Origin of the sequence: Pandoraea oxalativorans, from assembly GCF_000972785.3 — a bacterium.
GTDB classification, from domain to species: domain Bacteria; phylum Pseudomonadota; class Gammaproteobacteria; order Burkholderiales; family Burkholderiaceae; genus Pandoraea; species Pandoraea oxalativorans.
On record NZ_CP011253.3, the window covers coordinates 5,597,144 to 5,623,124 of the forward strand.

General features: G+C 63.3%; 20 protein-coding genes. 5 read left to right on the forward strand and 15 right to left on the reverse strand.

The genetic code is table 11. From position 1 onward, the window contains the following. Positions 1-10 precede the first annotated feature (10 nt). A complete protein-coding gene (locus tag MB84_RS24720) occupies positions 11-6,055 on the reverse strand; it encodes an Ig-like domain-containing alpha-2-macroglobulin family protein (RefSeq protein WP_046290243.1) in 6,045 nt (2,014 codons plus the stop codon). Positions 6,056-6,298: 243 nt separating this feature from the next. Here MB84_RS24720 and MB84_RS24725 point away from each other — a divergent pair, with 243 nt between their 5' ends. Further along, entirely contained in the window at positions 6,299-6,814 is a 516-nt protein-coding gene (locus tag MB84_RS24725; protein WP_046290244.1) for an FUSC family protein, read from the forward strand. A 90-nt stretch (positions 6,815-6,904) separates the two neighbouring features. Here the strand turns inward: MB84_RS24725 and MB84_RS24730 are convergent, their stop codons facing one another. Continuing rightward, a complete protein-coding gene (locus MB84_RS24730) occupies positions 6,905-7,399 on the reverse strand; it encodes an Lrp/AsnC family transcriptional regulator (RefSeq protein ID WP_039394205.1) in 495 nt (164 codons plus the stop codon). A 141-nt stretch (positions 7,400-7,540) separates the two neighbouring features. On the opposite strand from MB84_RS24730, the gene phhA reads away from it, so the two are divergent. Both phhA and MB84_RS24740 read left to right on the forward strand, forming a co-directional pair. Next, entirely contained in the window at positions 7,541-8,386 is an 846-nt protein-coding gene (gene phhA / locus MB84_RS24735) for a phenylalanine 4-monooxygenase (RefSeq protein ID WP_046290245.1), read from the forward strand. 177 nt (positions 8,387-8,563) lie between these two features. Beyond that, positions 8,564-8,869, forward strand: coding sequence for a 4a-hydroxytetrahydrobiopterin dehydratase (locus MB84_RS24740; RefSeq protein WP_039394212.1), 306 nt, complete (start codon positions 8,564-8,566; stop codon positions 8,867-8,869). A 21-nt stretch (positions 8,870-8,890) separates the two neighbouring features. Here MB84_RS24740 and MB84_RS24745 read toward each other — a convergent pair whose 3' ends face one another. The 6 genes from MB84_RS24745 to MB84_RS24770 form a co-directional block, all read right to left on the reverse strand. Next, entirely contained in the window at positions 8,891-9,343 is a 453-nt protein-coding gene (locus tag MB84_RS24745; protein ID WP_046290246.1) for an SET domain-containing protein, read from the reverse strand. Positions 9,344-9,518: 175 nt separating this feature from the next. Next, on the reverse strand, positions 9,519-10,160 hold the full coding sequence (locus MB84_RS24750) for a MarR family winged helix-turn-helix transcriptional regulator (RefSeq protein WP_039394218.1): 642 nt from the start codon (positions 10,158-10,160) through the stop codon (positions 9,519-9,521). Between the two features lie 1,394 nt (positions 10,161-11,554). Continuing rightward, positions 11,555-12,670: a YbdK family carboxylate-amine ligase gene (locus tag MB84_RS24755; RefSeq protein WP_046290247.1), complete on the reverse strand. Its 1,116-nt coding sequence runs from the start codon at positions 12,668-12,670 to the stop codon at positions 11,555-11,557. Between the two features lie 3 nt (positions 12,671-12,673). After that, the gene (locus MB84_RS24760; protein ID WP_046290248.1) at positions 12,674-13,879 is read right to left on the reverse strand and encodes a cation:proton antiporter; all 1,206 of its coding nucleotides are present in this window, start codon (positions 13,877-13,879) and stop codon (positions 12,674-12,676) included. 463 nt (positions 13,880-14,342) lie between these two features. Continuing rightward, positions 14,343-16,352 (reverse strand): bifunctional tRNA (5-methylaminomethyl-2-thiouridine)(34)-methyltransferase MnmC2/FAD-dependent 5-carboxymethylaminomethyl-2-thiouridine(34) oxidoreductase MnmC1, encoded by a 2,010-nt coding sequence (gene mnmC / locus MB84_RS24765; RefSeq protein WP_046290249.1) that lies wholly within the window; start codon positions 16,350-16,352, stop codon positions 14,343-14,345. After that, a complete protein-coding gene (locus MB84_RS24770) occupies positions 16,349-18,124 on the reverse strand; it encodes a ClcB-like voltage-gated chloride channel protein (RefSeq protein ID WP_342672624.1) in 1,776 nt (591 codons plus the stop codon). Before MB84_RS24770 ends, mnmC begins: the two co-directional genes overlap by 4 nt. A 698-nt stretch (positions 18,125-18,822) precedes the next feature. Between MB84_RS24770 and MB84_RS24780 the strand changes: the two genes are divergently transcribed. Then, positions 18,823-19,278, forward strand: a complete 456-nt coding sequence (locus MB84_RS24780; protein ID WP_046290251.1) for a MarR family winged helix-turn-helix transcriptional regulator — start codon at positions 18,823-18,825, stop codon at positions 19,276-19,278. Positions 19,279-19,357: 79 nt separating this feature from the next. Here MB84_RS24780 and MB84_RS24785 read toward each other — a convergent pair whose 3' ends face one another. Together MB84_RS24785 and MB84_RS24790 are read right to left on the reverse strand one after the other, a co-directional pair. Beyond that, positions 19,358-20,305: a DedA family protein/thiosulfate sulfurtransferase GlpE gene (locus MB84_RS24785; RefSeq protein WP_046290252.1), complete on the reverse strand. Its 948-nt coding sequence runs from the start codon at positions 20,303-20,305 to the stop codon at positions 19,358-19,360. Between the two features lie 222 nt (positions 20,306-20,527). Further along, the gene (locus MB84_RS24790; protein WP_046290253.1) at positions 20,528-22,093 is read right to left on the reverse strand and encodes a DHA2 family efflux MFS transporter permease subunit; all 1,566 of its coding nucleotides are present in this window, start codon (positions 22,091-22,093) and stop codon (positions 20,528-20,530) included. Positions 22,094-22,564: 471 nt separating this feature from the next. Between MB84_RS24790 and MB84_RS24795 the strand changes: the two genes are divergently transcribed. Next, complete coding sequence (locus tag MB84_RS24795) at positions 22,565-23,359, forward strand: MHYT domain-containing protein (RefSeq protein ID WP_046290254.1); 795 nt, start codon at positions 22,565-22,567, stop codon at positions 23,357-23,359. A 121-nt stretch (positions 23,360-23,480) separates the two neighbouring features. On the opposite strand, the gene MB84_RS24800 is transcribed toward MB84_RS24795, so the two are convergent. The 5 genes from MB84_RS24800 to MB84_RS24820 all read right to left on the reverse strand — a co-directional run bounded on the left by MB84_RS24800 (position 23,481) and on the right by MB84_RS24820 (position 25,905). Next, on the reverse strand, positions 23,481-23,696 hold the full coding sequence (locus MB84_RS24800) for a hypothetical protein (protein ID WP_046290255.1): 216 nt from the start codon (positions 23,694-23,696) through the stop codon (positions 23,481-23,483). 57 nt (positions 23,697-23,753) lie between these two features. Next, positions 23,754-24,350: an RNA 2',3'-cyclic phosphodiesterase gene (gene thpR / locus MB84_RS24805; protein WP_052652788.1), complete on the reverse strand. Its 597-nt coding sequence runs from the start codon at positions 24,348-24,350 to the stop codon at positions 23,754-23,756. A 94-nt stretch (positions 24,351-24,444) separates the two neighbouring features. After that, entirely contained in the window at positions 24,445-24,774 is a 330-nt protein-coding gene (locus MB84_RS30095) for a hypothetical protein (protein WP_046290256.1), read from the reverse strand. A gap of 148 nt (positions 24,775-24,922) precedes the next feature. Continuing rightward, the gene (locus MB84_RS24815; RefSeq protein ID WP_046293237.1) at positions 24,923-25,393 is read right to left on the reverse strand and encodes a glycine zipper family protein; all 471 of its coding nucleotides are present in this window, start codon (positions 25,391-25,393) and stop codon (positions 24,923-24,925) included. A gap of 158 nt (positions 25,394-25,551) precedes the next feature. Then, on the reverse strand, positions 25,552-25,905 hold the full coding sequence (locus tag MB84_RS24820; protein ID WP_046290257.1) for a hypothetical protein: 354 nt from the start codon (positions 25,903-25,905) through the stop codon (positions 25,552-25,554). Between the last annotated feature and the right edge of the window lie 76 nt (positions 25,906-25,981).

Consider the following 25,981-nt stretch of genomic DNA (forward strand, 5'->3'; position numbering starts at 1 on the left):
CTCCCGTGCGTTATTGCTTGGCCGGCACGACTTGCACCGGGGCGTTCGGCGTCTCGCCATACATCGCGGGCTCGTACATCGCTTCGACGCGCGTGGGCGGCGTGGCGAACTTGCCGACGTTGTTCAGACGCACGGTGTACTCGATGCGATGCTGCCCCTTCGGCAGATAGTCGTAGTACGCGCGATAGGCGTCCTGCGCGCGCTCTTCGAACGCAGGCATCGCGCCTTCGCTCTTCTCGCCTTGCGTCGCAATGACCGAGTCGCGTCCAAGCCCGCCACCCAGCACAGTCGCGCCGCCCGGCAGCGGATCGCTCACGACCACCCAACGCATGTCGGCCTGCGCATCGATATCGAGTCGTACGCGCAACACGGCACCCCGCACGAAGCTGTCGCCGGATTTGTCCGCCGCATCCTGAACCTGAACGCTGCGCGTGACGCGATAGCCTGCCGCAAACGGCGCTTTGAGCGGGACTGCCGCGACGCTCTGAATCGTCGCCCACGGCTTGCCCGCACCGGATTGGTCAAGTCGCAACACATCGCGCGCGTTGTCGGTACCGGCGGCCGCATTGCTCAGCCACGGCAGCGACACGGTCGGCGGCAACGTGCCTGCCTTGAGCTTGTCCCAGTCGACGCTCTGCACGCCGCCGCTCGTCTGGTTGTCGCGCTGCCACTGGAGCGTGGTCTGTCCGGTCGGCGTATCGCGTTCGAAGCGCGCCGAGAAACGGTCCACCGCCAGTCCGCCCCAGACGTTGGCCGTCGTCGTCGACCATGCACCGCGCGACTGGAGGCCCAGCAACCCGATCACGAGACGCGGCATGTCGTCCTTCCATGCCGGGTTCGCGTTCATCAGCAACGCCAGCCGCGCCGCGTTGGTCTCCGGACCGACCATGAGCCACCAAAGGCCGTCGGTGCCTTGCGTCGAGAAGCCCACCCGCGTGCCCTGATACGACAGGCGCGAGCGCAGAATCTGCTCGGCCTGCGCCATGCGCTCGGCCCGTTGCGGCGCATCGGGCAGACGTTGCAGGATCGCGTACCAGTCGATCACGGCCGACGTCGGCCAGTCGTTGGGCGCAATCGTCAACGAACCGAGCATGCGGGCGTTGGCGCGACCGTAGCGCGAGAGCGCTTCGATCGCACTGAGCTTGCGCAGCGTCAGATCGTCGCGCGGGGCCCAGAAACGTCGCGTGAGGCGGCCTTCCACGAACGCCGTCAGTCCGTCCTCCATGCGCGCAAGCGCGTCGTCAGGCAAACCGTAAGCGGGGTCCAGCGCTTTCGCCTCGTTGCTCATGGCGAGCAGATAGGCCGTCAGCGTATCGCTGCCCTGATTGGCGAAGCCCTCCTGCGGCGGGAAGTAGCTCGCGAGGCCATCTTCGTCGAGGTACGACGGCAATGTGCCCATCACGCGCTTCCACTGCGCAACGTCGCGCAAGCCGAGCGCCTTAGACGCCTGCTGCTCCAGACACGCATACGGATACAGCTCGAACCAGCGCTTGACACCCGGCAGCCCCTGCGACAGACGTGGCTGCATGTTGACGCGCACCCCGCCCCGCAGCTTGCCCGTGCTGTCCCCCACCGCCCCTGCGGGCGGCGCCATCGGCAACGTGAGGCTGCCTTCGACCTGCGTAAGCACCGACTGCTGCACCGTCGCTGGCAAAGACGGCTGAATGTCCTGCCCGACCTTGATGGCGTCGCTGGCGGCCGGTGCACCGCCTGCTGCCGGCGCCTGCGCGCTGACCTCCCACAGCACCCGCTGCGCACGCGTGTCGGCCAGCCCCGTCGGCGCAGTGACCTCCCACGTCACCTCGCGCGATTCCCCGGCCGGCACGTCGATGCGTTGCGGTGCGAGCGTGAGTTGCGTGGCACGCGCGCTCAGTTGCACCTGCATGGCGTGCTGCGTCGTATTACGCACGGTGAACTGCGCACGGTAGTTGTCGCCTTCGCGAACCAGCGCCGGCAATCCCGAAATCAGTTGCAGGTCCTGTGTCGAGCGGATCGTCGCCGAGCCGGTGCCGAACCAGCCAAGTGCCTGCGCGCCGGGCTTACCGTCATCCGCCACCGCCACGATCCGGAAACTCGACAGCGAGTCGTTGAGCGGCACGTCCACCGTCGCCTCGCCCTTGTCGTCGAGCACCACGCGCGGCTGCCACAGCAACAGCGTGTCAAACAGCTCGCGGGTCGGGCTTTTGCCCCCGCCGCCGCCCGCAGGCACCGCCTTGCGCCCGTAGTGACGACGCCCAATGATCTCCATTTGCGCCGTCGCCGTCGTGACGGTATAGCTGCGGCGCTGCCACATGGCGTCGAGCAGATTCCAGCTCGTGTTGGGCGCGAGTTCGAGCAGGGCTTCGTCCACCGCAGCGACCGCGACCTCCGACCCTGCTGCGACCGGCTTCCCGTCCGGCTGCGTGACCTTGATGCGGACCTTCGCGTGACCGCGCACGGGATAGGTCGCAGCATCCGGCTTCACTTCCACGGCAAGGCGCTGGCCCGCCGTCCCCACACGCAGCTCGGTCAGACCGAACCGGTATGCGGGCTTGCCCAGATCGACCAGACCGGTCGGCGCCTGATATTCGCGCCCCTCGTACCAGAACGCGCGGAACCACTCCAGAGGCTGTTTCCACCCCCACTGGAAGAAGGAGTACCAGGGCACTTCGTGGATGCGACCGCGTACCGCGAGCACCGAGACATAGACGTTCGGCCCCCATGTCGGGTCGACCTTCAGAGAGATGTTCGGGTCCTTGCCCGAAATCTCCACCGTGCGCGTCTCCATCACACCTTCGCGTTCGATGGCCACCAGCGCCGTTGCCGAGCGGAACGGCATGCGCACCTGCAACTTGGCCGTCTCGCCGGGCTCGTAAGCGCGACGCTCCGGCAGCACGTCCATACGGTCCGTGTTGTCGCCGCCGAACCAGACTTCGCCCCTGCCAGTGACCCACACGCCGGTCGTCGAGGTGCTCAGGTTGCCCTTGTCGTCCTTCGCCTGCGCAACCAGCGTGATTTCGCCCGGCTGGGCGAGCGACACGTCGCACGCCAACTCGCCACGCTCATCCGTCTTGCCGCTGCACACCTTGCCGAGATCCTTGACCTCGGTGCGGTTGTCGTAGGCATAGAAGCCCCCCACCATCCGCTTACGGCTGCTCGTGGTGATACGTGCCTCCGCGCGCACCTCCATCGCCACGCCGGACTTCGGCTTGCCCTGCAAATCCAGCGCCAGCGCCCTGACCGGCAGCTTGTTGGTCACCGACACCCAGCTTTCGCTGCGCACGCCGGTGATCAGATTGGCCGGCCACAAGGTGGCATTGCCACGAAGCGTCTGAATCTCGCCGTTCGGATCGGCAAAGCTCGCTTCGAGCACCAGATTGCTCGGCCGGTCGACCTTCGGCAGGTCCTTGAGCGTCAGCGTGCCCGCCCCGTTGCGGTCGAGCACGAGCCGTTGCTTGTCGGCCACCAGCTTCTGGTCGCTCGATCCCGAACTTTCGTCGTTGCCCTGATCGTCATCGTCACCGCCCGATTGGGCAGCCGGCGGACGATAGGGCGTGAAGCTGTAGTCGTCGTATCCGTCGAACGTGAGATCGCGCACGCGCATCAATGCCGACACGCGCACCGGCAAATTGCCCGCCGGTCCCCCCGCGACGTAGTTCACCTGCACATTCACCGGCGCTTCGGTCTTGTTGATCAGCGGCGACTTCGCTGCGTCGCGTACGCCAATCGATCCTGCCAGCACCGGCAGGCGGAAGGCCTCCACGCGGAAGTGCCCGGCGTCGAGCGACTGCGGATAGGTCTTCGGCCGCGAATCGTTGTCCGTGTAGTTCAGCGTGACCGCGTATTCGCCCAGCTTCGCGCCCTGCGGAATCTGGAAAGTGTTCTCGGCCAGGCGTCCGTTACGCCAGGTAAGGGGCTGCGTGTATGTCTGTCCGGAACCCTCGTGCGTGATCGTCATTTGCGAGGGCAGGCTCGCCGGTAATCCCAGCCCCTGCATCGTCTCCTGACGGATGAAGTGCTTCATCGACACTGTCTCGCCCACACGGAACAGCATGCGATCGAACACCGTCTGCGCGCGCACGGTCGGGCTGTTGCCGCCGTCGGTCGGCACGTGAAAACGCCACGGTTCGATGCCACGATCCCAATCGGACGACACGAACGCCATATCGGGATCGTTGCCCTGCGTGCGTGCCACCACGAAGTAGCCCGAGCGACCGGTCTTCTGGCAGTACTTGTAACGTTCGAGCGCCTTGTCGATCTTCGCCACGCCCGTCTTGTCGGTGACGGCCGTCGCGACTTCGCTGCCGTCACAGTCGAGCACGCGCACTTTCGCGTTGGCCACCGGCTGCCCCTTGTCGAGCGTGGTGACCCATGCGACGGCATTCTCGCGGCCCATCTTGAAGTGCACGCCCAGATTGGTCACCAGCACCGTGGTGCGCACGTACATCGGCAACGACTTGCCCAACAGCGCCGCCCCGAGCGAGGGGGACGCCAGTTCCACGACATAGAAACCGGGCTTCTGGAACGGAATACCGACCACTTCGAACGGCCTGGGGTCCTTCTCCTTCGGCACGGGCAGCGTCAGCGCCTGAACCCCTTGCAGCCCCGAGAGCAGGGACAGACTGCGAGTGTCGTATCGCGTGACCTTCTCTTCGACGGTGGCCGCCGCGTTGGGTCCGAACGCTTCCTTCGCCGCCGGCGCCGTCAGGATCGACGGCATTTCCTGGGCGATCTGCTTGCGCGTCATCGTCGTCTCGTCGAAGCGACGCACGCGCGACGTCCAGGTCAGCACCTCGGCGTCATCGTCGACACGCAATTGCAACGTCCGCCCCGCTTCACCGGCGCCTCCTGCCTTCGCCGCTTCGCCCGCTACGCCCGCCACGCCGAGACCGTTGATTTGCAGCGCCGGTTCGACCTTGCGCAACGTGACCGGCAACATCGGCGGCATGCCCGGCTCGGCGAACCGCTCCACGATGCCGAAAGGTGCCGCAGCAAACTTGGCCAGCGGCGGCATCGTTGCCGTCTTCGTCTTCAACGGGAATTCGCTGGCGTTATCGAGCGCACGACCGCTGTCGTCCGTAAAGCCTTTTGGCAGAGTGATGGTCAGGTCGGCCTTCTCCGGGAACGGCGCATCGAAGGTGACGTCCGTCACGCTCGACGAGCGGTCCGAATCGCTGGCCTTCGGCGAGCGCTCGGCCCCCGCCCCCTGCACGCGAATCTTCGCGGCCATGTCTCGCGCTACGGGGGAGTTGAACGTCAGACGCAGCGGACGCAGCGGCGTGCACGGCGCATTGGCATTCTCGCGCTCGCAACTGAAGCTCGCCGTGAACGGCTCACGCACGTCGTATTCGAAACGGCGCGCCTGTTTGGTCGGCACCCCGGACGGCGTGGCGATCCCCGCCCCCCAGACCAGATGCATCTTCGTACCGGCCGCAAGCGTGCGATTGCACTGCAACATGACGACACGCGCCGCCTGCTTGTCGAGATTGAAACGCTTGAGCAACGCCGTGCGCGTGTCGCCCTCGATCCATTTCACGCCGATACGCTCGCCCACGCCTTCGGTTTCGCACCAGGCGTTCTGGCGCACGCTGGCAGGCGTTGCCGCTCCGTTGAGCGTAAGAATGAAAATCTGGTTTTCGTCGACAGGACCGTACGACGGACGGATGGACGAGACGGCCGGACCGCCCGTGTTGAATGCGTATTTCGTGGTGCCGGAGAGCGCCGTGCCGGAGACGGCGGACAGGCCGCTGCGCATCTCGACGGAACACTTCGCGCCCGGCGGCAAGTCGCTCTTGAAGTCAAAGACCCAGATCTTGGGTTCGAGCCAGTGACCGTCACCGGTCAGCGACGCATCCGTACACCGCACGGCAGCGGGCGCCGTCGCCCGAGGATCGCCTGCGGGCACCATCGCTTCGTCGAACTTCACGACGACCTGATTCACGCTCGCGACCTCGCCCTGTGGGCTGACGCTTACGACGCGAGCGGCCTGTACTGGCGACGCCATGATCATTGCAAGACTCAGCGCCGCCCACGCCAACGGCGCGGTCGGCCAGACGCGTTGCGTTCGGCTATGCATGCCGGACTCCTCCCGGGTTCTGGTGAGGCGATTCTAACCCGCAGTCTTTGGCATATCGAACCGTTTCCCAACAGAACTTGGACGGAAAACGATATTTGGGATGGGATCCACGGACGGGTCGGAATCGTCCGGGCAGTCGCTCGGAATGCGCTTCGAAAATCTTGTGAATGTCTTGCGAATGGGCAAACAGGAAAGCGGCCTATGTCACACTGGCGCTTCCCGCATTCATCGCTCGCACCGCCAATGTCCATCGCCTTTCTGCACCCGAAGAAGAACGCGCTGGTCTATCTCGTCAAGATTCTTACCGGGTCGCTGATCGTCTGGTTCGGTCTGCGCGCCGCAGGATTTCCCGAACCGTACTGGGCGATGATCTCGCTCATCATCGTGACCGAGCCCGATCCGTTGCAAGCCCGCAGCAACTTCAAGGCGCGCTCGATCAACACGATCACCGGGGCGGTCGTGGCATGTATCGTGCTGCTGGTGATGGGACCGGGTCTGGCGGCGATGCTCGTGGGCATTACGATTGCGACGCTCGCGGCCATGCTGGTGCAGAACTATCCGGCGAACTGGCGTCTGGGACCGGCCACGGTCGTGATTCTGATGTCGGCGGCGCTTAGCGGACAGGGGCAAGGGCTGCACGAAGAGCTCAGCCTCGCCATGCTGCGCGTGATCGAAGTGTTGATCGGCTCCACCGTCGCGCTTATCCAGTCGTTGATCTACGGACGCTACGTGAAGCCGTGGCTGATGCCGGAGGATTGAACCCCGTCCCGGGGCAACGCGGCGGCCGGTGCCGCGCAGCGTCGCCATCGTCACGACATCGATCAGCGATCAGCGATCAGCGATCAGCGATCAGCGTGACGCCGGACGGTTGTTCGACAGATAGCTCAGTGGCAACGCGTTGCTGCGCTTGAACGCGCTCAGCACGATGTTCGAGCGCACGTTCTCCACGCCCGGCACCTGCATCAGCCGCTTCATCACGAACGCCGACAAGGCGTTCAGATCCGGCACCACGATCCTCAGCAGGTAATCGGCCTCGCCCACCACGGCGTGGCACTCCAGCACTTCGGGCAGCAAATCGATCTCCGCCTGAAACCGTTCGATGACCTGATCGCCGTGATGTTGCAGGCGCAGGGTCGTGAACGCGGTCACCGCCAGGCCTAACGCCTCGGGGCGCAATACCACGCGATACCCCTCGATCACGCCCGCGGCTTCGAGCCGTTGCAGGCGTCGACCGATCTGCGACGCCGACAACGCCACATGCTCTGCCAACTGGTGATGGGTGGCCCGGCCTTCCTTCTGCAAGGCGTCCAAAAGGGCCAAATCGAAGCTATCCAGATCAAGCATGACGATTCTCCGCAATAAATCACATTTTTATGCGAAATTTATGCAAACGACTTTCACCACAGGCGCATTATGCGCCCATTTCGCATGCCATGCGCAATACACTTTCAATCATTGTCACCGCTTAATTGAGTCGTTCGCATCATGTCCCTTACTGCCATGCTCCAGGAGCAATTCGACGCAGGTCTCACGACCCGCTCCGACTTCACCATCGATCAACCCGTCGAGCAATACGGCGCGGTCGATCACGCGGTGTGGCAGCAGTTGTACGAACGTCAGACGGCGATGTTGCCCGGTCGAGTCTGCGATGCCTTCATGGAGGGCATTCGTGCTCTCGACATGGACGCACGTCGCGTGCCGGAGTTCGAACGTCTGAACGAAAAGCTGATGGCAGCCACCGGCTGGCAGGTCGTGGCGGTGCCCGGACTCGTGCCGGACGAAGTCTTCTTCGACCATCTCGCCAATCGCCGCTTCCCGGCAACCTGGTGGATGCGCCGTCCGGACCAGCTCGACTACCTTCAGGAACCCGATTGCTTTCACGACGTGTTCGGTCACGTGCCGCTGCTCGCCAATCCCGTGTTCGCCGACTTCATGCAGGCCTACGGGAAAGCGGGCACGGTCGCGCAATCGCTCGGCGCGCTGCCGCTGCTGGCACGTCTGTACTGGTACACGGTTGAATTCGGTTTGATGCGTGACGGCGACGGTCTGCGGATCTACGGCGCAGGCATCGTATCGAGCCGTGGTGAAACGGATTTCTCGCTGACCTCGCGCGAGCCGAATCGTATCGGCTTTTCGCTTGAGCGCGTCCTGCGCACGCAATACCGCATCGATACGTTTCAACAGACGTACTTCGTCATCGACGACTTCGCCCAGTTGTTCGACGCCATGCGCGCCGACCTCCCGGCGCTGTTCAAGGCGTTTGCCGAACAGCCGTCGTTCGAAGCCAACGCACGCCGCCCGGAAGACACACAGATTCTGCTGCCGGCATGATGGCACGTCCCGGGGCGACCCGGGCGCTTTCGTCCCAAGCCCCCTTCAAGCGCTATCAGACGCAAGCGCAATCAGACAGCGCTTACACACGTGCGCCGCCCGCCTGTGAAACAATAGGCCGAATGAACCGGCGAACCGGCCGTTCATGGTTGCAAGAAACGTTTTGAAAGGAATGCCATGACAACACGACTCTCATCCGAGGCACGCGCCAGCCTGGCCGAAGTACTGCCCGAGTGGCACCAGGTGGTCGGACGCGACGCCATCCAGCGCAGCTTCACGTTTCACGACTTCAACGAAGCCTTCGGCTTCATGACGCAAGTCGCGCTCAAGGCGGAAAAGATGGACCATCACCCGGAGTGGTTCAACGTCTACAACCGTGTGGACATCACCCTCTCGACGCACGACGCCGATGGTCTGACGCAACGCGACGTCGACCTGGCCCTGGCCATCGACCAGTTCGCCGGCGACCGCGCATCGCGCTAACCTTCCCCGTCTTTCATGCGCTCAGCGCTTCGGCGCGAGCAGCGTGCCGCGACAGGCCTTGCTGCCGCAGTGGCAAGCGTATTCGCGTTTGAGTTTCTTGGTATAGCGGGCGTCGATCACAAGACCGTAATCGTAGAAAAGCTCTTCGCCCGCATCGATATCGCGCATCGCATAAATATAGACGTGCTCCCCTTCCTCGCGCGCTTCGCAGTTCGGCGAGCACGCGTGGTTGATCCAGCGAGCATTGTTCCCGTCGACCTTGCCGTCGATGCAGCGACCGTCTTCCAGGCTGAAGTAGAACGTATGGGTCGGATGATCCGGATCGTGCGGATGGCGACGCAACGCCTCGCGCCACGAAATGATCTCGCCCTTGTACTCGATCACGCGATCCCCTTTCTTGAGGCGCTTGACCGCATACACCCCCTTACCGTGGACGCCCGACTTCCTGACTTCGATTCTGCGCTTGGCTGCCATCTCTATGCGATGAGGTTTCGTGGATGCAAAAAAGCGCAGTGTACAGGCACGCGGCGCTCATGTGCGTGACAACGTCCGACGAAAAAAAACGTCACCCGGTCGCGGATGACGTTCTCCCCCTTGATTCGCCCTGCTCGGGCATCTCGCCCGAGCGCAGCGAATGCCGGTCCGGCGTTCAGCTCTTGCTGTAAAGCTTCCAGACCTTGTTGCGCGTCGCCAGGTCGGCTTCCTGGTGCGCATTGCAGTCGATCGCAAGACGCGAATCATCGTACGTCGTATTGAAATAGTTGCAGTGGTACATGCCCTTGCCGCGCGGTGCGGCTTCGAAGTGCTCGCACGTCAGGCACATGCGTTGCTGCGGCATGTCTCCGCGGCTCTCCATTGTGGACATGAGCTTGACGAGCATGCGGTACAGCTGTGCCCGGTCCTTCTCGCTCAGCACGTCGGCAGCCGTTGTCACGAAGCTCGCCCATTGCGAAGCCCGTTTGGCAGACGTTCGGCCCTTGGCCGTCAGGCGCAAAGCCAGCGCGCGACCGTCGTTGGCGTCGCGACGCTTCTCGACGAGGCCCTTGCTCTCAAGCGTACTCACGGCCTCGCTGACCGTGGCCGATGTGAGCGCGGCATCCTCCGCAATTTCGCCCAGTCGCATCGGCACGCCGCGCATGAGCAGGAGCGTGAGAATCTCACCCTGCGTCGGCGTCAATCCAGACAGTGCCGCGCCTTCCCAGGCGTGGCTCCGTAACGCAGTTCCCATGCGCAGCAAACTTGCCGTGACGCGCTTGGAAAGCGGTTCATCAAGTGGGGTCGGGGTAGCCATGATTTTCGTTAGGATTTCTAAAAACTATACGTCGATAAAACAGCTTGTCAAATGAACTCACGGGCGGTGCATCACACGTCTCTGCCTATTGCTTCGTATATTTCGGCGCCCCGCCCGGGGGAAACCCTAAGCCACTTCCGTGTCGATACTCGACGGCGAGTCGCTGTTGAACCCGCCGCCCCACCACGATTCCATTGTGTGTTCTGAGTTTAATTTTGGCGTATCAGTTCTTGTACTGATCTCCCAAATCCTACTCTCGATGTTTACAAAATATTGGTGTCCTGCGCACTTGTGGAGCGAAGCGTCGCGTCGGAAAAAACGTTTCGCATCCCATGCGAATTACATCGCTCGCTGAATTGATGTAACGCGCGGCGGCGTGTCGAAGCACGTCGTACCCCAGACCAATTCGCACCTCGCTCGCAAAGCCTCTCCGGACGTGGCTCGTAGACCGTAACGACGCGCGGCGCGTGCGCAGCGTCCCTGTTACGTCCCCTCCCAAAATCACTAGATATTCGAGACAACGCCGCCTTGCTCGTGTCAGGACGCGCGCGCGCAGCCCTCCCTTGCGTTTAGGACAGAACGCAAATGATTTGAAACACGACCGTCGATCGTCAGTGGCCGAGGGTCGTGCTGCGCGAAAAAAAAGGGAAAGAACTGATCGGCGTGTCGGCAAGCGAGTGCTGCGGAACACGCGAAATGAGAAATTTGGCCGAAAGGGGGCTGTCGCTCGTTACGGCTATCAAAACCAACATCATTCACTTCTTACACCACGTACGGCAGGTCCGGGATTCGGCGTGGCGAGATTGTAGCCGCGAACCGGTCGGCCAATGCGAGAACGTCAAAATTATCCACAAAACCGTGTTTTTCGAGGTGCTTTGCACAAAATTTTAGCGCCTGTGGATAACTTTATGGATAAGTTATCGGACTAGTTGTGCATGGGTTCGGGATAAGTCGCGAATCTTTCCACAGGGGTCGAAAACTGTTCCGGGTTGTTCTCTGGATACCCGCTGTTTGTCCATCCAGTTCTCATTCCGGCAAGGTCCTGTTTACTCGACGTTTACTGTGGTTATCCACAGAAGTGGGTCGCCTTTGTTAACTACTACTATGTATACATACAGTAAACCTATTAAAACCTTAAAACCTTGCTATGAGCCTCGCGAAAACGGCGAAAAAGCCTGTCGGTCCACACAGTGGAAAAAGTGGGGAGCGCAGCGCCCGCGATGCGTGATTCCTTGGACGTGAGCCCCTGCAAAGCGTGTTCGCACACAGGTTTGCCTCTAAACAAGACTCAAACCCCCACGGCAAACCGTCGGGCAAGAAAAAACCCCGCCGAGGCGGGGTTTCGTCAAACCGGTCGTCAGACAACCGACAGGACTTGCAACAAGTGTTTCAGGTCATGCGGCCCAGCGAAGGCATTGCTGACGAACCATCTCGTTAAGCGACTTGGCGTCTGCATGGATCTCACGCAACCAGACCGCATCGTTCTTTCCTGAGGACACGAGCTGACGGATGTCCTCGCAGGCCGCTTCGGCTTCTAGGGCCGCAGCGTGAGGTTTGATGAGTTCCAGGGTCTTTGCAATGTGATCGCCCAGCATCGAGCGTTCACCCGTCTGCGGATCCACGTAAGCGCCTTCCAGACCGAAACGGCACGCCTCGAAGCGATTGAACGTGTAGACCAGGTAATCGTCCTCGCTGAGCTCGAACGGACGCTCATTGAGCAAATAATGGGCCAGAGACTGAATGTAACAGGCGATAGCGGCCGCCCGGTCTACCGACAAGGGGGTATCCATCACCCGGACCTCGATCGTCCCAAAACCCGGTTTGGGACGGATATCCCAGTAGAAGTCCTTCATGCTCTCGACCACGCCCGTCTTCACCATCTTGTCGAAGTAGGTCTCGAAGTCGGACCACTTCAGGACAAACGGCGCACGGCCCGACAATGGGAACGCGAAAACCGAGTTCAGACGGGCCGAATGGAAACCGGTGTCCACCCCCTGCACGTAGGGCGACGAGGCCGACAGCGCGATGAAATGGGGGATGTAACGCGACATGGCGTGCAGGAGGTACAACGCGCTGTCCGGATCCGGGCAACCGATGTGGACGTGCTGACCAAAAACGGTGAACTGCTTGGCCAGATAACCATAGAGTTCGGACAGGAAGTGAAAGCGCGGCGAGTCGTAGATCGTGCGCTCGCTCCAGCGCTGGAAGGCATGTGTGCCGCCGCCACACAGGCCGACGTTGAGCTGGTCGCTGGCGGCCACCAGCACGTCGCGCACACGACGCAACTGCGCGACGGCATCGCTGTGGTGGTGGCAGATGTCGGTCGACAACTCGATCATGCTTTCCGTCATCTCCGGCTTGATCTCGCCCGGATGCGTCTCCTTGGCGACGAGCCGCAGCACGTCGGACGCGGCCTTGGTCAGATCGTAATCGTGACGATTGACGATCTGCATCTCCAGCTCCACACCGAAGGTGCAAGGCTTCGAGGGAATGAATTCTTCTAATGACATGGCTTAATCCTTCCGTTCACCGACAAGGGCCAACGCCCAATAGACCACCAGCGGGCCAGCCAGTTGCAGCAATGCGATGGTGCACATCACCACGGCCTTGAGCATCGGGTCGAACTGCGGGTAGATGTCGTATGTGTCGGCGACGAGTACGAACGCGAGACTGGCCATCGGGCACAACGACATCCCGAGCGCGACGGCCTGCTTGTAACTGATCCCGGCCTGATGGGCGACGGCCACCGTCCCGACCACCTTGGCGGCGCCGCGAACGATGATGATTGCCAGCGCCGCGAGTCCGCCAAGCACGAGGTATTCCCACTGGAATGCCAGCGACGTCAGCACGAACAACACCACGGCAAGCAGCCACCCGGCGGTGCCGAAATAGGCTGGCCACAGCTGTGGACGCTCGTCCAGATTCCGGAAAATGATCCCGGCGAGCAACAGCGTGAGCGAGTTCGGCAGCTTGAGCATGTGCACCAGCGCGACCATCAGCATGATCAGACCGATCAGCATGACGAAAGCGTGATGGTCCTGGCTGCCAAACTTGCGGAAGACCAGATTGCAGGCCTTGGCCAGCACGAACGCCAGCACGATCGAGCCGATCAGCAGATACAGCGGATGGAACAGCACCACCCAGAAGCTGGAGTGGTAGGCCTGGTGCATCCACCCGTAGACGAGCTTGACCGCTACGACCGCATAGACGCTGTTCAGGGCGGCCAGCGCCAGCAGACGCTCCGTGACCTGCCCCTCGGCCCGCAACTCGTTCTTGAGCTGGATGACCAGCGCTGGCGATGTGGCCATGCTGATGGACGCGATCAGGACCGCCGTGAGTGGCGAGACACTGAACACGCGCAACACTACGTAGACCGCGATGAACGTAAGCAAAGCTTCGAGCGCGCTGGTGACGATGATCCAGGGATTGGCCCGCATCCATTTCAGGTTGAGGCGGCTACCCAGTTCGAACAGCAGCAGGCCCAGCGCCAGGTCGATCAGCAACCGGATGGCCGCGCTGGTCTGCGCGTCCAGCATCGAGGAAAGACCCAGGGTGCCACCGACCAGCCCGACCACGGCGTAACCGGTGATGCGCGGCAGGCGCAGTCTCCGGAAACAGATTTCCCCTGCGAGACCGGCAAAGACCAATGCCAGCCCTGCGAAGAAAACGGGATCGGGCGCCGGCGGCCAGCCCGGGAAAAGGGACAGTTCCGACGTCATTAATGCTCGCTTTGCGCCGCTTGACGGCGCATCAAATGGTGAAAAGGAAAGAAAGTCGCGCGCGGGGTTGCAGATGAAAAGACAAATGCGCGACGGACCCGAAGGGTTGGGGTCATTTTGCCACAGACGGTTTCAGAGGCTTTCAAACGGTCGTCTAGACGGCCACCGCCCCGCTGCTCGGGCGTGTCCGGGCACTTCACCGCCAGTCGCCGGATTTCTGCAAGGCATTCAGGGACGCGGACCGCACTTTGGACGCTTCAGATCGGTGCCGGGGCAGGAAAGTACGGGGGCAAGCGCCGGCGGCGCGTCGCCCCCGCATGGGGCGGACGTTGAACCCCTATAGGGTCAGATTCGATTTATTGAGGGTGTCGGCATTTTCAGAGAACCGGCCCATGACGTGGCAGATCCGAGAGTGACGAAGGGCGCGAATAACGGCTAGCGTTGGGTTTTGCCGTTTCGCCCATCACGCTTTGCGCAGTGCGTGTATCAGATAGCGCGCCGGATCGATAGCGTCTGCGAGATCGCTGCCGATGGGCCACGGCTCGCCCTCGATCTGGCTGGCGACCAGCTCCGCGCACAACGACGCGAATACCAGCCCCCGCGACCCAAAAGCGAAGCTCGCGTATAGGCCGTGCAGACGTGGCAGATCCCGCAGATGCCCGCCGGTCAGACGCCGCCGTAGCGGCTCGATGGCGCTCAGATCCGGCAACTGCCCCGCCATCGGAAGACGATCGGGGACCATCGCGCGAAACGCAGTGCGCCCGCCCAGCTCGGCGGCGGCGCTTGCATTGGCAAGGCCCTCGTCCCCGAACAACTCGGCATGGGCCGGGAGCAGCGCAGCGAGGCGTCGCAGGTTCGCCTGATGGTCGGCCAGACGCACGTCCTCGACCGGATCGTCGAATCCGTAGGTCGCACCCGTGATGGGCCCGGCACCGCCCAAGGGGGACGGCGCGACATAACCGTCTCCACACACCGGCACGCGCAGGCCAGGCAAGACGTCGGGCGGCAAAAAGGTCAGTTGCCCGCGCACCCGCCGTACCGGGAGGTACTCGGGCCCGAGATAAGGCGAGAGCAGCTCCTGGGAGACGTCGGCCGCCGTCACGATGACGACATCCGCTTCGGCCAGCGCGCGGCCCGCGTCGTCCAGTGCCGTCCAGCGGCCGTCCTCACGGCGCTCGAGCCGCTCGACGCTCACCCCGTAACGCGCATCGAGCGACGGCCCCGCAGCGACCAGCTCGGCGCGGCAGAGCATCGATGGCGCAAGCCATCCGCCCTCCGGATACCAGACGCCGCCATATGCGAGCGTCTGCCCGGCGAGCGCCGAAGCCTGTCCAACGTCGACCCACTTCGCGTACGACTCTGGATACGCCTGCGCATCCATGAGGTGCTGCAAGGCTTTTGCTTCCGTGTCGGACGTGGCGACCTGAAGCAAACCGTCAGCGTGTCCGGGCAGTCCGCCGGGCAGCGTTCGCCATTGGGAGAGTGCGTAGAGAAAGCCGGCGCGCGTCAGTCGCGAGAGCACGTTGTCGTCGGCCGACAATTGCGGATGGAAGACGCCGGCCGGGTTGCCCGAGGCGGCGGTGCCCGGGGCCTGCGCCCGTTCGAAAAGACGCACCCGCCACCCGCGCGCGACGAGCCGACGCGCCATCGCCGCGCCCGCCATGCCTGCGCCGACGACGATGGCCTCGCGCGCGCGAGGCGAAGGTACCGGCGGCGGATCGTAGCGTCGCATGCGGTACGGCGGTGTGTAGGGCCCCGCGAGCATCGAGCGCTTCGGCCCGTCGCCGTCATGCCGTACGACCTGAAACCCGGTGGCGACGAGGTCATGTCGGACCTGCGCCTCAGCGGTGTACGTCGCAAGCGTTGCGCCATCGCGCGCGAGACGCCCGAGCGCCTTGAAGACTGCCACCGTCCACATATCGGGGTTCTTCGTCGGGGAGAACCCGTCGAGGTAAAACGCGTCCGCCCCGACGCGCAGCGTCGGCAGCAGATCGACGACGTCGCCGAAGCCCACGCTCAGCACGACCCCGGGGGCCAGTTCCAACCGGTGCCAACCCGCCACGGGGGCTGGCCACACGTCGCATAGCCGCTGCACCAGCGGCGCCAGTTCGGTCATGCCCGGCTGCACGAGCATCGGTTCGAGCAGGCGGCGCAAATCCAGCGGGCGGAAGGGAAACTTCTCGATGGAGACGAAGTGCAGCCGCGCAGGACGTTGCAGGTCTTCGCGCCACGCCGCCCACGTCGCGAGAAAGTTAAGGCCCAGACCGAAGCCTGTCTCGACGACGACGAACTGATCGCGGCCGCGCCAGCGCCCGGGCAGGCCGTTGCCTACCAGAAACACATGGCGCGGCTGAACCAACGCGCCGCCGGCGCGGTGATAGACGTCATCGAACAATTCCGAGTATGGCGTGCCGTTTTCGGTCGTCGACGGCTGCGCGGGAACGAGCGGACCAGTGCCCGGGCGGCGATTCATTCCGTACCCCGCTCTTCGGTCACGATTTCAATCAGCCCGGGCAGCGAGACCACGCCCAGCCACTTCCCGTCGACACCCGTCACCGGCACCCAGTCGGCGTGCATCTTGCCGACCGAGCGAAGCGCGCTGACCAGCGCCATATCGCCGTCGAGCGCCTTGCATGGCGTAACGGTTTGCGTCCACAGTTCCGGTTTGCCCGTCGCCTGGCGACGCCACCAGCTTGCGGCGTCGAGCGTGCCGATCAGGCGACCGTCATCCGCGCGCACGACGAGGTTGCGGTACCCGGTCTCGACGAAGCGCTCGCCGATGGTCTCCGAACTGTCGGCGGCGCTCACCACCGCGTCGTTATCCACCGCCAGCGACGACAGGCGCATCTCGCTGCCCTCGCCCGTCATCGAGAGCCAGCGGCCTGCCACCAGATTGCGCCGCAGCGACTTGGCGTACACCGACTCGGCGCGCAGCGTGTGCGCCGTCAGATAGGCCGTGACGCAGGCGAGCATGAGTGGCAGAACGACCTGATAGCTCAGCGTCATCTCGAAGATCATCAGAATCGACATCAGCGGCGCGTATGTCGTAGCTGCCAGAAACGCCCCCATGCCGACCACAGCGTAGCTGCTCGCGACCGATGCTGTCGACGGGGCCAGTGCGTTCATCGCCAGCCCGTACAGGCTGCCGAGCGCAGCACCCACGAAGAGCGTCGGCGTGAAGACCCCGCCCACCGCGCCCGAACCGGCGGACGAAGCCGTCGCGAGCACCTTGAAGACCAGCACCATCGCGAGCGCCTGCCACGCCCAGTGCGTGTGCAGGATCGAGTTCACGACGCTGTAACCATTCCCCCAGACCTGCGGCACTCGCAACGACAGCACGCCCACGATCAGCCCGCCAATCGCAAGACGCAGGAACAGCGGGACGGGCAAGGCGCTAAAGCGTTGCTTCGCGGTGTCGAGCAGGCGCAGGAACAGCGGCGCGAGCACTCCGGCCAGTACGCCGAGCCCGACATAGAAAAAGACCTCCCAGCCGGAGACGAAGTCGAAGCGCGGCATCTGATAGACGGCGTCGTAGCCGAGGAACTGGCGGATCACGATATTGGCGATGACCGATGCCACGACCAGCGGCCCGAGTGTGGCCGTCGAGATCGAGCCGTAGACGATTTCCGAGATGAACAGTGCGCCCGCGATGGGGGCGTTGTAAGCGGACGTGATACCGGCCGTAGCACCGCACGCGACCAGCAGGCGCAGCCGCTCGGGCGGGAACGCGAGAATGCGGCCGACCAGCGACGCGAACATCGCGGCGAGTTGCACCATCGGCCCTTCCCGGCCAATCGACGCGCCTGAGGCCACCGAGCATAGCGAGGACAGACTTTTGACGAGCGTCTGACGCAGACTCAGGACGCCCGTGCCGATGGCAATGGCTTCCATGTAGTCATCGGCGCCCTTCTTGGGCACCCAGAGCGTGGCGTACTGGAGGATGAGTCCCGCGATCAGGCCGCCTGCGGTGGGCAGTAGCAGGCGCTGCCACCAGTCGAAGTTCAGGGCCAGCTCGACCATGCCGCTGCGATGACCGGCCAGGAGAAATTGCAAACCGGAGAGCGCTTCACGAAACGCCACGGTCGCCAGCGCCCCCAGCAGCCCGACGATGCCGGCGAGCAGCAACGTGATTTGCAGGGTGTTCGGTGCGAACTGACGCCGCACCCACACAACGACAGGCGATTTGGCCCAGGCGGACACTGCTGGCACGGATAGAAGACAGTTGTTGTCGTAGTTGGGCCTCATGGTATCGATCGACGCCTTTTTTTGAAAGCGCACGGCCCGAGGTGGATCTTCGTCGCGAAAACTGAGGGTTGCTCAGATAACGTAATTTTTGGAGGGCGTTTTGTCGAGAATGCGTTACAGCGAGGCTCGCTGGGGCGAAGCGGATTTTTCCGAATCGAAATTCGCCGCTTCTTTCTCCTCGGAGCGATTTTGGGCGTGCGGTTTGCCGTCCCCGCCTCTGGCACGGCGTTGATGTAGAGGGATGCCGGGGAGGTCGATTTTCCGGAAGGCCTTCTACCGGTTAAATAAAAACTGAGGATTGATCAGGTAAGGCATTTTTCCGTGCCTCGTTTTCAACCGAGTCGAGGAAATCCGCAGCGCAGCGCAACGCGACGCCGTCGATTTCCCCCTTCCCTGCGCTTCGGCTTCGGTGAATTCCGATTTCCGGGGGTGGTCCACGGCCAGACGCCAGGCAGACGGATGCCGCGATGGCTTCGGTCCCGGCGCTTTTCCCTGCCCTGTCGACCGGGAGCAGGACCGCGCCGTCGTCGCCGCTCTCCATTAGCGGGCACGACAGGCGCGATACTCCGGCGTCGATGTTTCGACCGTGCCAAACACGCCGTCGTGCTCATCGCCATACCGCGCTTCGCGCTGGTCACATTCCACGCGGTGAAATAGAATGGCGCGCAATCGAATTGGAACCGAAGCGTCATACCCGAATGGCAGTGAGCAAAAAGGCCGCACAAAAAACGCCCGTGCGTCTGGAAGATCAATTGGGCTTCGCGTTGTACTCCGCATCGCTGGCGATGACCAAAGCACACAAACCGATGCTCGACAGACTCGGTCTGACCTACTCGCAATACCTCGCGATGGTCGTGCTTTGGGAGCAGGACGACATCGCCGTCAATCAGTTGGGTGCACGTCTGGGACTCGACTCCGGAACGCTGACACCTTTGCTGAAAAGACTGGAAACCATGGGGCTTTTGACGCGTCGTCGCGGCGAAGTCGACGAACGTCAGGTGTTCATCGATCTCACGCCGCGTGGCGCGAATCTGCGTCGCGAGGCACGTCAGGTGCCCGCGCAAGTGCAGACAGCGACAGGGCAGTCGGACACCGCGCAAAAGACGCTGCGTAACCTGCTTCTGCAATTGCGCGACGCCCTCAAAGACGCGTAGTCGAAACAAAACGCGCGCTTCCTTGCGGAAAAGCGCGCGTCATTCAGTTGTGCGCAATCGAATGCGCGAGCGTCAGATATCAGTGCGCAGGCACGAGCATTTCCATGCCGTCGATTTTCTCGACCGTGTAGCCGGCGTCACGCCATGCATCGAGTCCGCCGAGCAGCGGACGCACCTCCGAAAATCCCTGTCGGCGCAGGTCTTGCGCCAGCTTCGCTGCCGTCACTTCGTTGGGACATGCGCAGAACACCACGATCCGGCGATCGCGCGGGACGTCTTTCAGTTTGGCCGCGATCTCGTCCGGCTCGATAGCCAGTGCGCCCGGAATCGTGAACGGGTCCACGGCGCGGCGCGCGGCCGAGCGCACGTCGATCACGACCGGTGTGATGTCGTCCTTCATCCACGATTCGAGCGTCTGCACGCCGATACGCGCCATGCGCAGCGAGCGCAACAGCCGGTAACGGTTGAGCCAACGGTTGAGCAGGTACAGCGCGAAAATCAGCACCACCAGCCAGAGCACGCCGCGGCCAAGGGTATCGAAGGCGTCGAGCACCGCGACGATGTGCGAGGCAAAGCCGACGCCGAGCGCCACCGCAAGCCCCGACCAGAGCACGGCACCGATGGCGTCGTACATCAGAAACGTGCGCCACGAGACCCCGAGCGCGCAAGCCATCGGCACCGACAACGCCGAGAGGCCCGGCACAAAGCGCGCGAACATCAGTACCCGCACACCGTGACGTCCGATGGCCCCTTCGGTGCGGCTCACGCACGTGTCGGGCGAAATCGACAGACGACACATCAGGCGCAGGATGTGGTGGCCGTAGCGGCGTCCGGCGAGGAACCAGAGCGCGTCGCCCAGTAGTGCAGCAACGACCGCCAGTGCGACGATCGACATCGGCGGGAACAGCGATGTCGAGGCCGTCACGATAAGCGTGGGATAAGCGCGCAACGGCAGCCCCAGCGCCTGTCCGAAGATATTCAGAAAGACGAGCCAGAGTCCGAAGCGGGCGATGAGATCGAACAACATGCCGGGTACCTGTTGGCAGAGAAACGTTGCGGGGGAACCAAAACGCAAATACGCCCAACCGGGCGCAATACCGCATGTTAGCGCTGTGCAGTGACGCCCAGAAGCCGCGAAGTCGAAAAGTATTGTTGCGGATCTGGAACGATGACCGTGATGTACAGGGAACACGCGCCCCTATCGCGCCGATAGTGCCCCCGCGCGATAGGGAGGGCCGGGGATCAGGGATCAGTGCCCCATCGCCGCCGATGTTCCCTTCTTCGGTTTGGTCAGCCAAACCAGCGCCGCCATCGCGAGAAAGACGTATCCCGAGAGATGGAAGATGTCGTTCGTCGCCAGCATGAAGGATTGCCGCGTGACGAGATCGTTGAGCACCCCGAGATCCGCGCCGTTCGTGAGACCGAGCCCCTGACGGAGCTGGTCGAGGTAGCTTGTCGTGGCGTCGGAGTACGGCGTGACGTGCTCGACGAGCCGCGCGTGATGATAGATCGCGCGGTCCTCCCACATCGTCGTACTGACCGCCGTGCCGATGGCGCCCGAGAGCGTCCGGAAGAAGTTCGACAAGCCCGAAGCCGCCGCCAGACGTTCGTCCGAGATACTGGAAAGCGTGATGGTCGTGACCGGGACGAAGAAGCACGCGATGCCGATGCCCTGCACGAGTCGTGGCTCGATGACCTTCGCGAACGACAGATTCAGCGCGAAATTTGAGTTCCAGAACGACACCCCCGCGAACACGAAAAACGCGAACGAGGCGACGGCGCGCAGATTCAGCCGGTTCATGTTCTGTCCGATGATGGGCGAGAGAACGAGCGCCAGCAGGCCCACCGGCGCTGTCGCAAGCCCTGCCTTGCCCGCCGTGTAGTCCATCACCGTTTGCAACCACAGCGGGAAGATCACGACCGACGCGAAGAACGTCATGAAGCCGAACGAAATCACCACGACGCCCAGCGCAAAGTTTCGATCCTTGAACAGGGTGAGATCGACGATCGGTTTGTCGGACGTCAGCTCCCACAGGATCAGGAACGACAGACAGATCGCGGCAGTGAGCGCGAGAGTGACGATCAGGCTGTTGTTGAACCAGTCGCGATCCTTGCCTAGGTCGAGCATCATCTGCAACGAGCCGACGCCGATGGCCAGCAGCGCGAGACCGATCAGATCGATGGGCAGTTTCTGTGTCTTTGTTTCATGCCCACGCAGCAGGATCAGGCACGATACGGCCGAGAAGATGCCGACCGGTACGTTGATGTAGAAGATCCACGGCCAGGTGTAGTTGTCGGTGATCCAGCCGCCGACGACGGGGCCGAAGATCGGCGCGACGATGACGGTCATGGCCCACAGGCCGAGCGCAAGGCCACGTTTTTTCTCGGGGAAGCTGCGCAGCAGAATCGTTTGCGAGAGCGGCACCATCGGGCCGGAGACCAGTCCTTGCAGCAGACGGAAGAAGACCAGCGACTCCATGTTCGGTGCGAGGCCGCACAGCATCGATGCGATGGTGAACGCCGCCACGGACATGACGAAGAGCCTCGCTTCGCCCACGCGCCGCGCGAGCCATCCCGTCAGCGGCACAGCGATGGCGGCGGCCACCGCGTACGAACTGATCACCCACGTGCCCTGGCTGTTCGACACGCCGACGCTCCCGGCAATGGTCGGCACGGCAACGTTGGCGATGGACGTGTCGAGCACCTCCATGAACGTGCCCAGTGCGAGACCCACGGTGAGGATCGCCAGTCGTGCGCCGGTGAGCGGCGCGCCTTGCGGCGGGGCGGCGGAGGATGCCGTGGCGGCGTCTGCCATGTAAAACGTCTCCCTGTATTGGTCGCCGGACGATGTCGACCCCGGTAGCGTCCGGCATCCGTGACATCGCGGCCAAAAGTCTTCCCCGGATGGTGCCGTACATCCCGCGCGCTGTGCGACGCAGGTTTGGAAGCGAGTCTCTAAATTGTCAGCTTACGCTCGTAACCCTCTCGCAATTTAGCTCATCTCGCGTGAATCACGCGCCCTGCAAGGGTTTGCGACCCGCCCTCATCGGGGCGTTCGAGGCTGGCACGGCGATTCATCGGCGGCGCCCGAACGTCAGACGTTTTTGCCTCTTGACGGCGTTCGGGCGGCGGGATTGAATCGCCGGAAGCGCCCGACGTTAGCGATGCAACGTCGCAGTCCCGGCGCGCTATCGTCGCTTGATCGATGTCGTGCAGGCTCAAATAAGAAAACGCTCGTCCACCGCCTACCGGCGTCCCGGCGACAGCAAAATCACAGGGTAAGCCCATGCAGCCAGGTAGCGTCGTTCCTCTTTATTACAGCGAATTCCGTGTCCTGCTTTCCTTTGTGATATCGGCGCTGGGGGCTTATGTCGCGCTGGTCGCGGCGTCGCGCATTCGTGACGAAGACGGACGCATCAGCCTTGGCTATCTCTCGGTGTCTGCGCTGGCGCTCGGTGGCATCGGCATCTGGGGCATGCATTTCATCGGGATGGCGGCGCAGCGCATGCCGTTCCCCGTCTCCTATTCCCTCTGGCCGACCCTTGGCAGTCTGGTGCTTGCAGTGGTCGTCTCCGGGGCGGCGCTCTGGTTCGTGGCGCGTGCGCCGTATCGCAACATCCTGCAATGCACGATTGCGGGCGTGGGCGCAGGGCTGGGCGTCGCCGGCATGCACTATCTCGGCATGAGCGCGGTGCGCACGCAGGCGTATTTCGAATGGGACACCACGATCATTGCGCTGTCCGTGCTGATCGCGATTGTGGCGGCGAGCGTGGCGCTGTGGCTGGCGTTCCATCTGGAAACGAGTCTGCAACGCGCGCTGGCGGCGCTGGTGATGGCGGTCGCGGTTTGCGGCATGCATTACACGGGTATGCGTGCGGGAACGATCATCTGCACCGCCGAGACGCGCGCGCAAGTCAGCTTGCGACTCGGGGGCGATACGCTGCCTTACGGTGTGTTCGCCATTGCCTGCGTGGTGCTGCTGGGCATGGCGTTTCTGCTATATCGCACGTCGCGCAGACGGCGTGAGCGCATGGCCGCCCGGCTCGACGCGCTCATGCGCCAGCGTGCGGGGCATGTTTGACGCGCACCTTTCGGACGTCGCGCCGAATCCATTGCATCCATGAAAAACGCCGACCTGTCTTTCGACGGACCGGCGTTTCTCATGTGTCGCCTAGCAAGCGCCTCGCGGCGCAGCACGACCTTCAATGCAGGATGGGGCTTCCCCCAATGGGCATGACATCGCCTGTTTCTATCAGGTCGACGATGTCGAACGGTTCGGTACTGAGTTCGCGCGACGCACCAGGTTGGCCGTCATACCACTTAACCATCGCCATATGACCCAGCACACGGGTCACGATGCCAAGGGCACCACGCGGCACTGCAAAGTGATTGGATTTGACGATCGATCCGACTTGCACATGAACCTCCTGCGAATGACGAGAAACCGATACGCCGACCGGACGGCCGGCACATCGTCATCCGACTATACCGTATTGCGTTGCGGGCATTGCCGATTTCTCGGCGGACGTCTCGAATAAGCCGTCGGTTTGCCCGCCGGACGGTCCGCCATGGTGCTCGGCCAGCAAGCGATAGTGTGGCCCGCGCGGTGTGCGCACCGAGTGTACGAGGACGTAGCCGTCGCAATGCCAGATCAGCGCAGGCGGATAGAGATCCGACGGCGCTCGCCGCGCATGACGCAGCAGCGACACGTGGGGACGGAAGGACTGCGTTACGACCCGCGCACCGGTAGCGCGCCATTGAGCGAGCAGCGTGTCGCGGGCGGCGATGAGAGGGGCAGGCACGCTCGGCGCACCCGCCCAGACGATCTTCCTGTCCGACCAATAGCCCAGATGATCGAAGCTCAGCGTGAACGGTTCGAGCGGCGTGCGTTGCATGAGCGCGAGCAACACGGGTAGGCGCGCAGGATCGACCTCGTCGAGGAAGGCGAGCGTGAGATGCAACGTCTGGGCGCGGAGCACGCGTCCGCCGCATTCCGAATGCGCCGACAAGGCCCACTCGTGAAGCTGCGCACGCACGCTCGGCCCCGGCCAAAGCGCAAGGAAGAGTCGCATGGGAACACCAGGGAATGGATCCGACTGATGATTCTCATAGTAGGCGGGCGTTCCGGCGAATGCCAGGGGGACGGCGCGTCGCCGCCGTCCGATCTCAGTTCGTGGAGATGCCTGGCGTGATGCCCCGGCGATTGCGGCGCGGCGTCTCAGGTGGCTTCTCCTCGGCCTTGGGCGCGGGCGGACGCGTGATGCTGTTCCAGTTGTTCTGGATCGCGGTGTCGGCGGTGTCGCGGGAGACGGCGCGCGAGATATCGGCGCTCGGATTGAACACGGAAGAACCGCCTGCGGGGGCTGCGCCATTGGCCGGGGCAGGCGTGTTTTGCGCGTGCGCGTGCGGGGTGACGAACAATGCGGCGGCGATGGCCGCAGGCAGCGTCAGCCATAGCGCTTTATGGAGCGACTTATGCGGCGGCTTTTGGAACACAGATGCGCTCGGTATGCGGGAGGTGAAGCGGGACGTCGAGTCGTGGGCCATCGGATGTCTCGTGCGAGAACACGTACGACGGACAATGTCTGTGCCCGGGCGGGCTGACGTCGGCTGACGGCTGTCTTCTCGCTATTGTCGATAGGGGTCAGTAGCTGCCGGGCGGCGGCTTCCAGCCCGGGGGCGGAGGCGGCGGCGGTGCATAGCGCTGAATCGGTTGCGACGATACCATGTCGCCGCGCACGGGAACGCGATTGCCTGAGGCGTACATGCACTGAACGTAGGCCTGATCATAACGGCTTTGCGTCAGGTATGCAGACGACTGGGCGTTGCCCGCGCCGACGGCGCCGCCTGCGAGCAGACCGGCCCCGGCCCCGATGGCAGCCCCCGATCCGCCGCCGATGGCGGCACCCGCTGCCGCGCCCAGCGCGGTGCCGAGTACGGCGCTACCGATGGCGCTGGAATTGGCGGCCGTGGTGGCATCCGCGCCACCGTTTTGTCCGGATGCGTATTGGCGGCAGGAGAAGTCGTCCTGCCGGAACTGATCGAACGACTTCCCGGTGCCGGGCAGCGCCATCAGGCTCGGGCCGCTAGGGAGCACGACGCAACCCGCAAGCATTGCTGCGGCAATGACTGCAGCGGCCGGGGCGGCGAGACGTTTCAGACGCGGCGTGTGCGACCTTGCGGCGTCGACGGTAGACATCGACTCAAGGTCGAGTTTGCGGCGTTGATCCGACGACGGGTACTGCGAGTCGAATGACATCACGTGTTTCTCGATCAATTCGATGCCGGTTGCGCGGGCACTTCGCGCCATCCGGCAGGACACGTTTTCACGTAGGGATAGTAGGCGCCCGCCTTGTCGCAGTAGTACCAGGTGTCGCTGTTCGCGCCGGGCTGATCGTATTGCGCACCGGCTTGCGGCTGCTCGACGTACTGCTGCGGTTGGCTGGGAACGACGACGAGGGGCGGCGCGTAATACGGCGACGGCGCGGCGTACGGATAGGCGTAGGGGTATGGGTAATAGCCGGGACCGACCCAGACGCCCACGCGGCCATGCCAGGCGAAGGCGCTGCTGCTGGCCATAGCAGCGGCCACGGCGACGAAGCCGAGGACAACAGGAAGACGTTTCACGACGCGGACCTCGAAGAACCCTGGAACTGACGTCTCCGAGTCTAGGCCCGACGGCCCCTGCGAGCAATTACGTTGC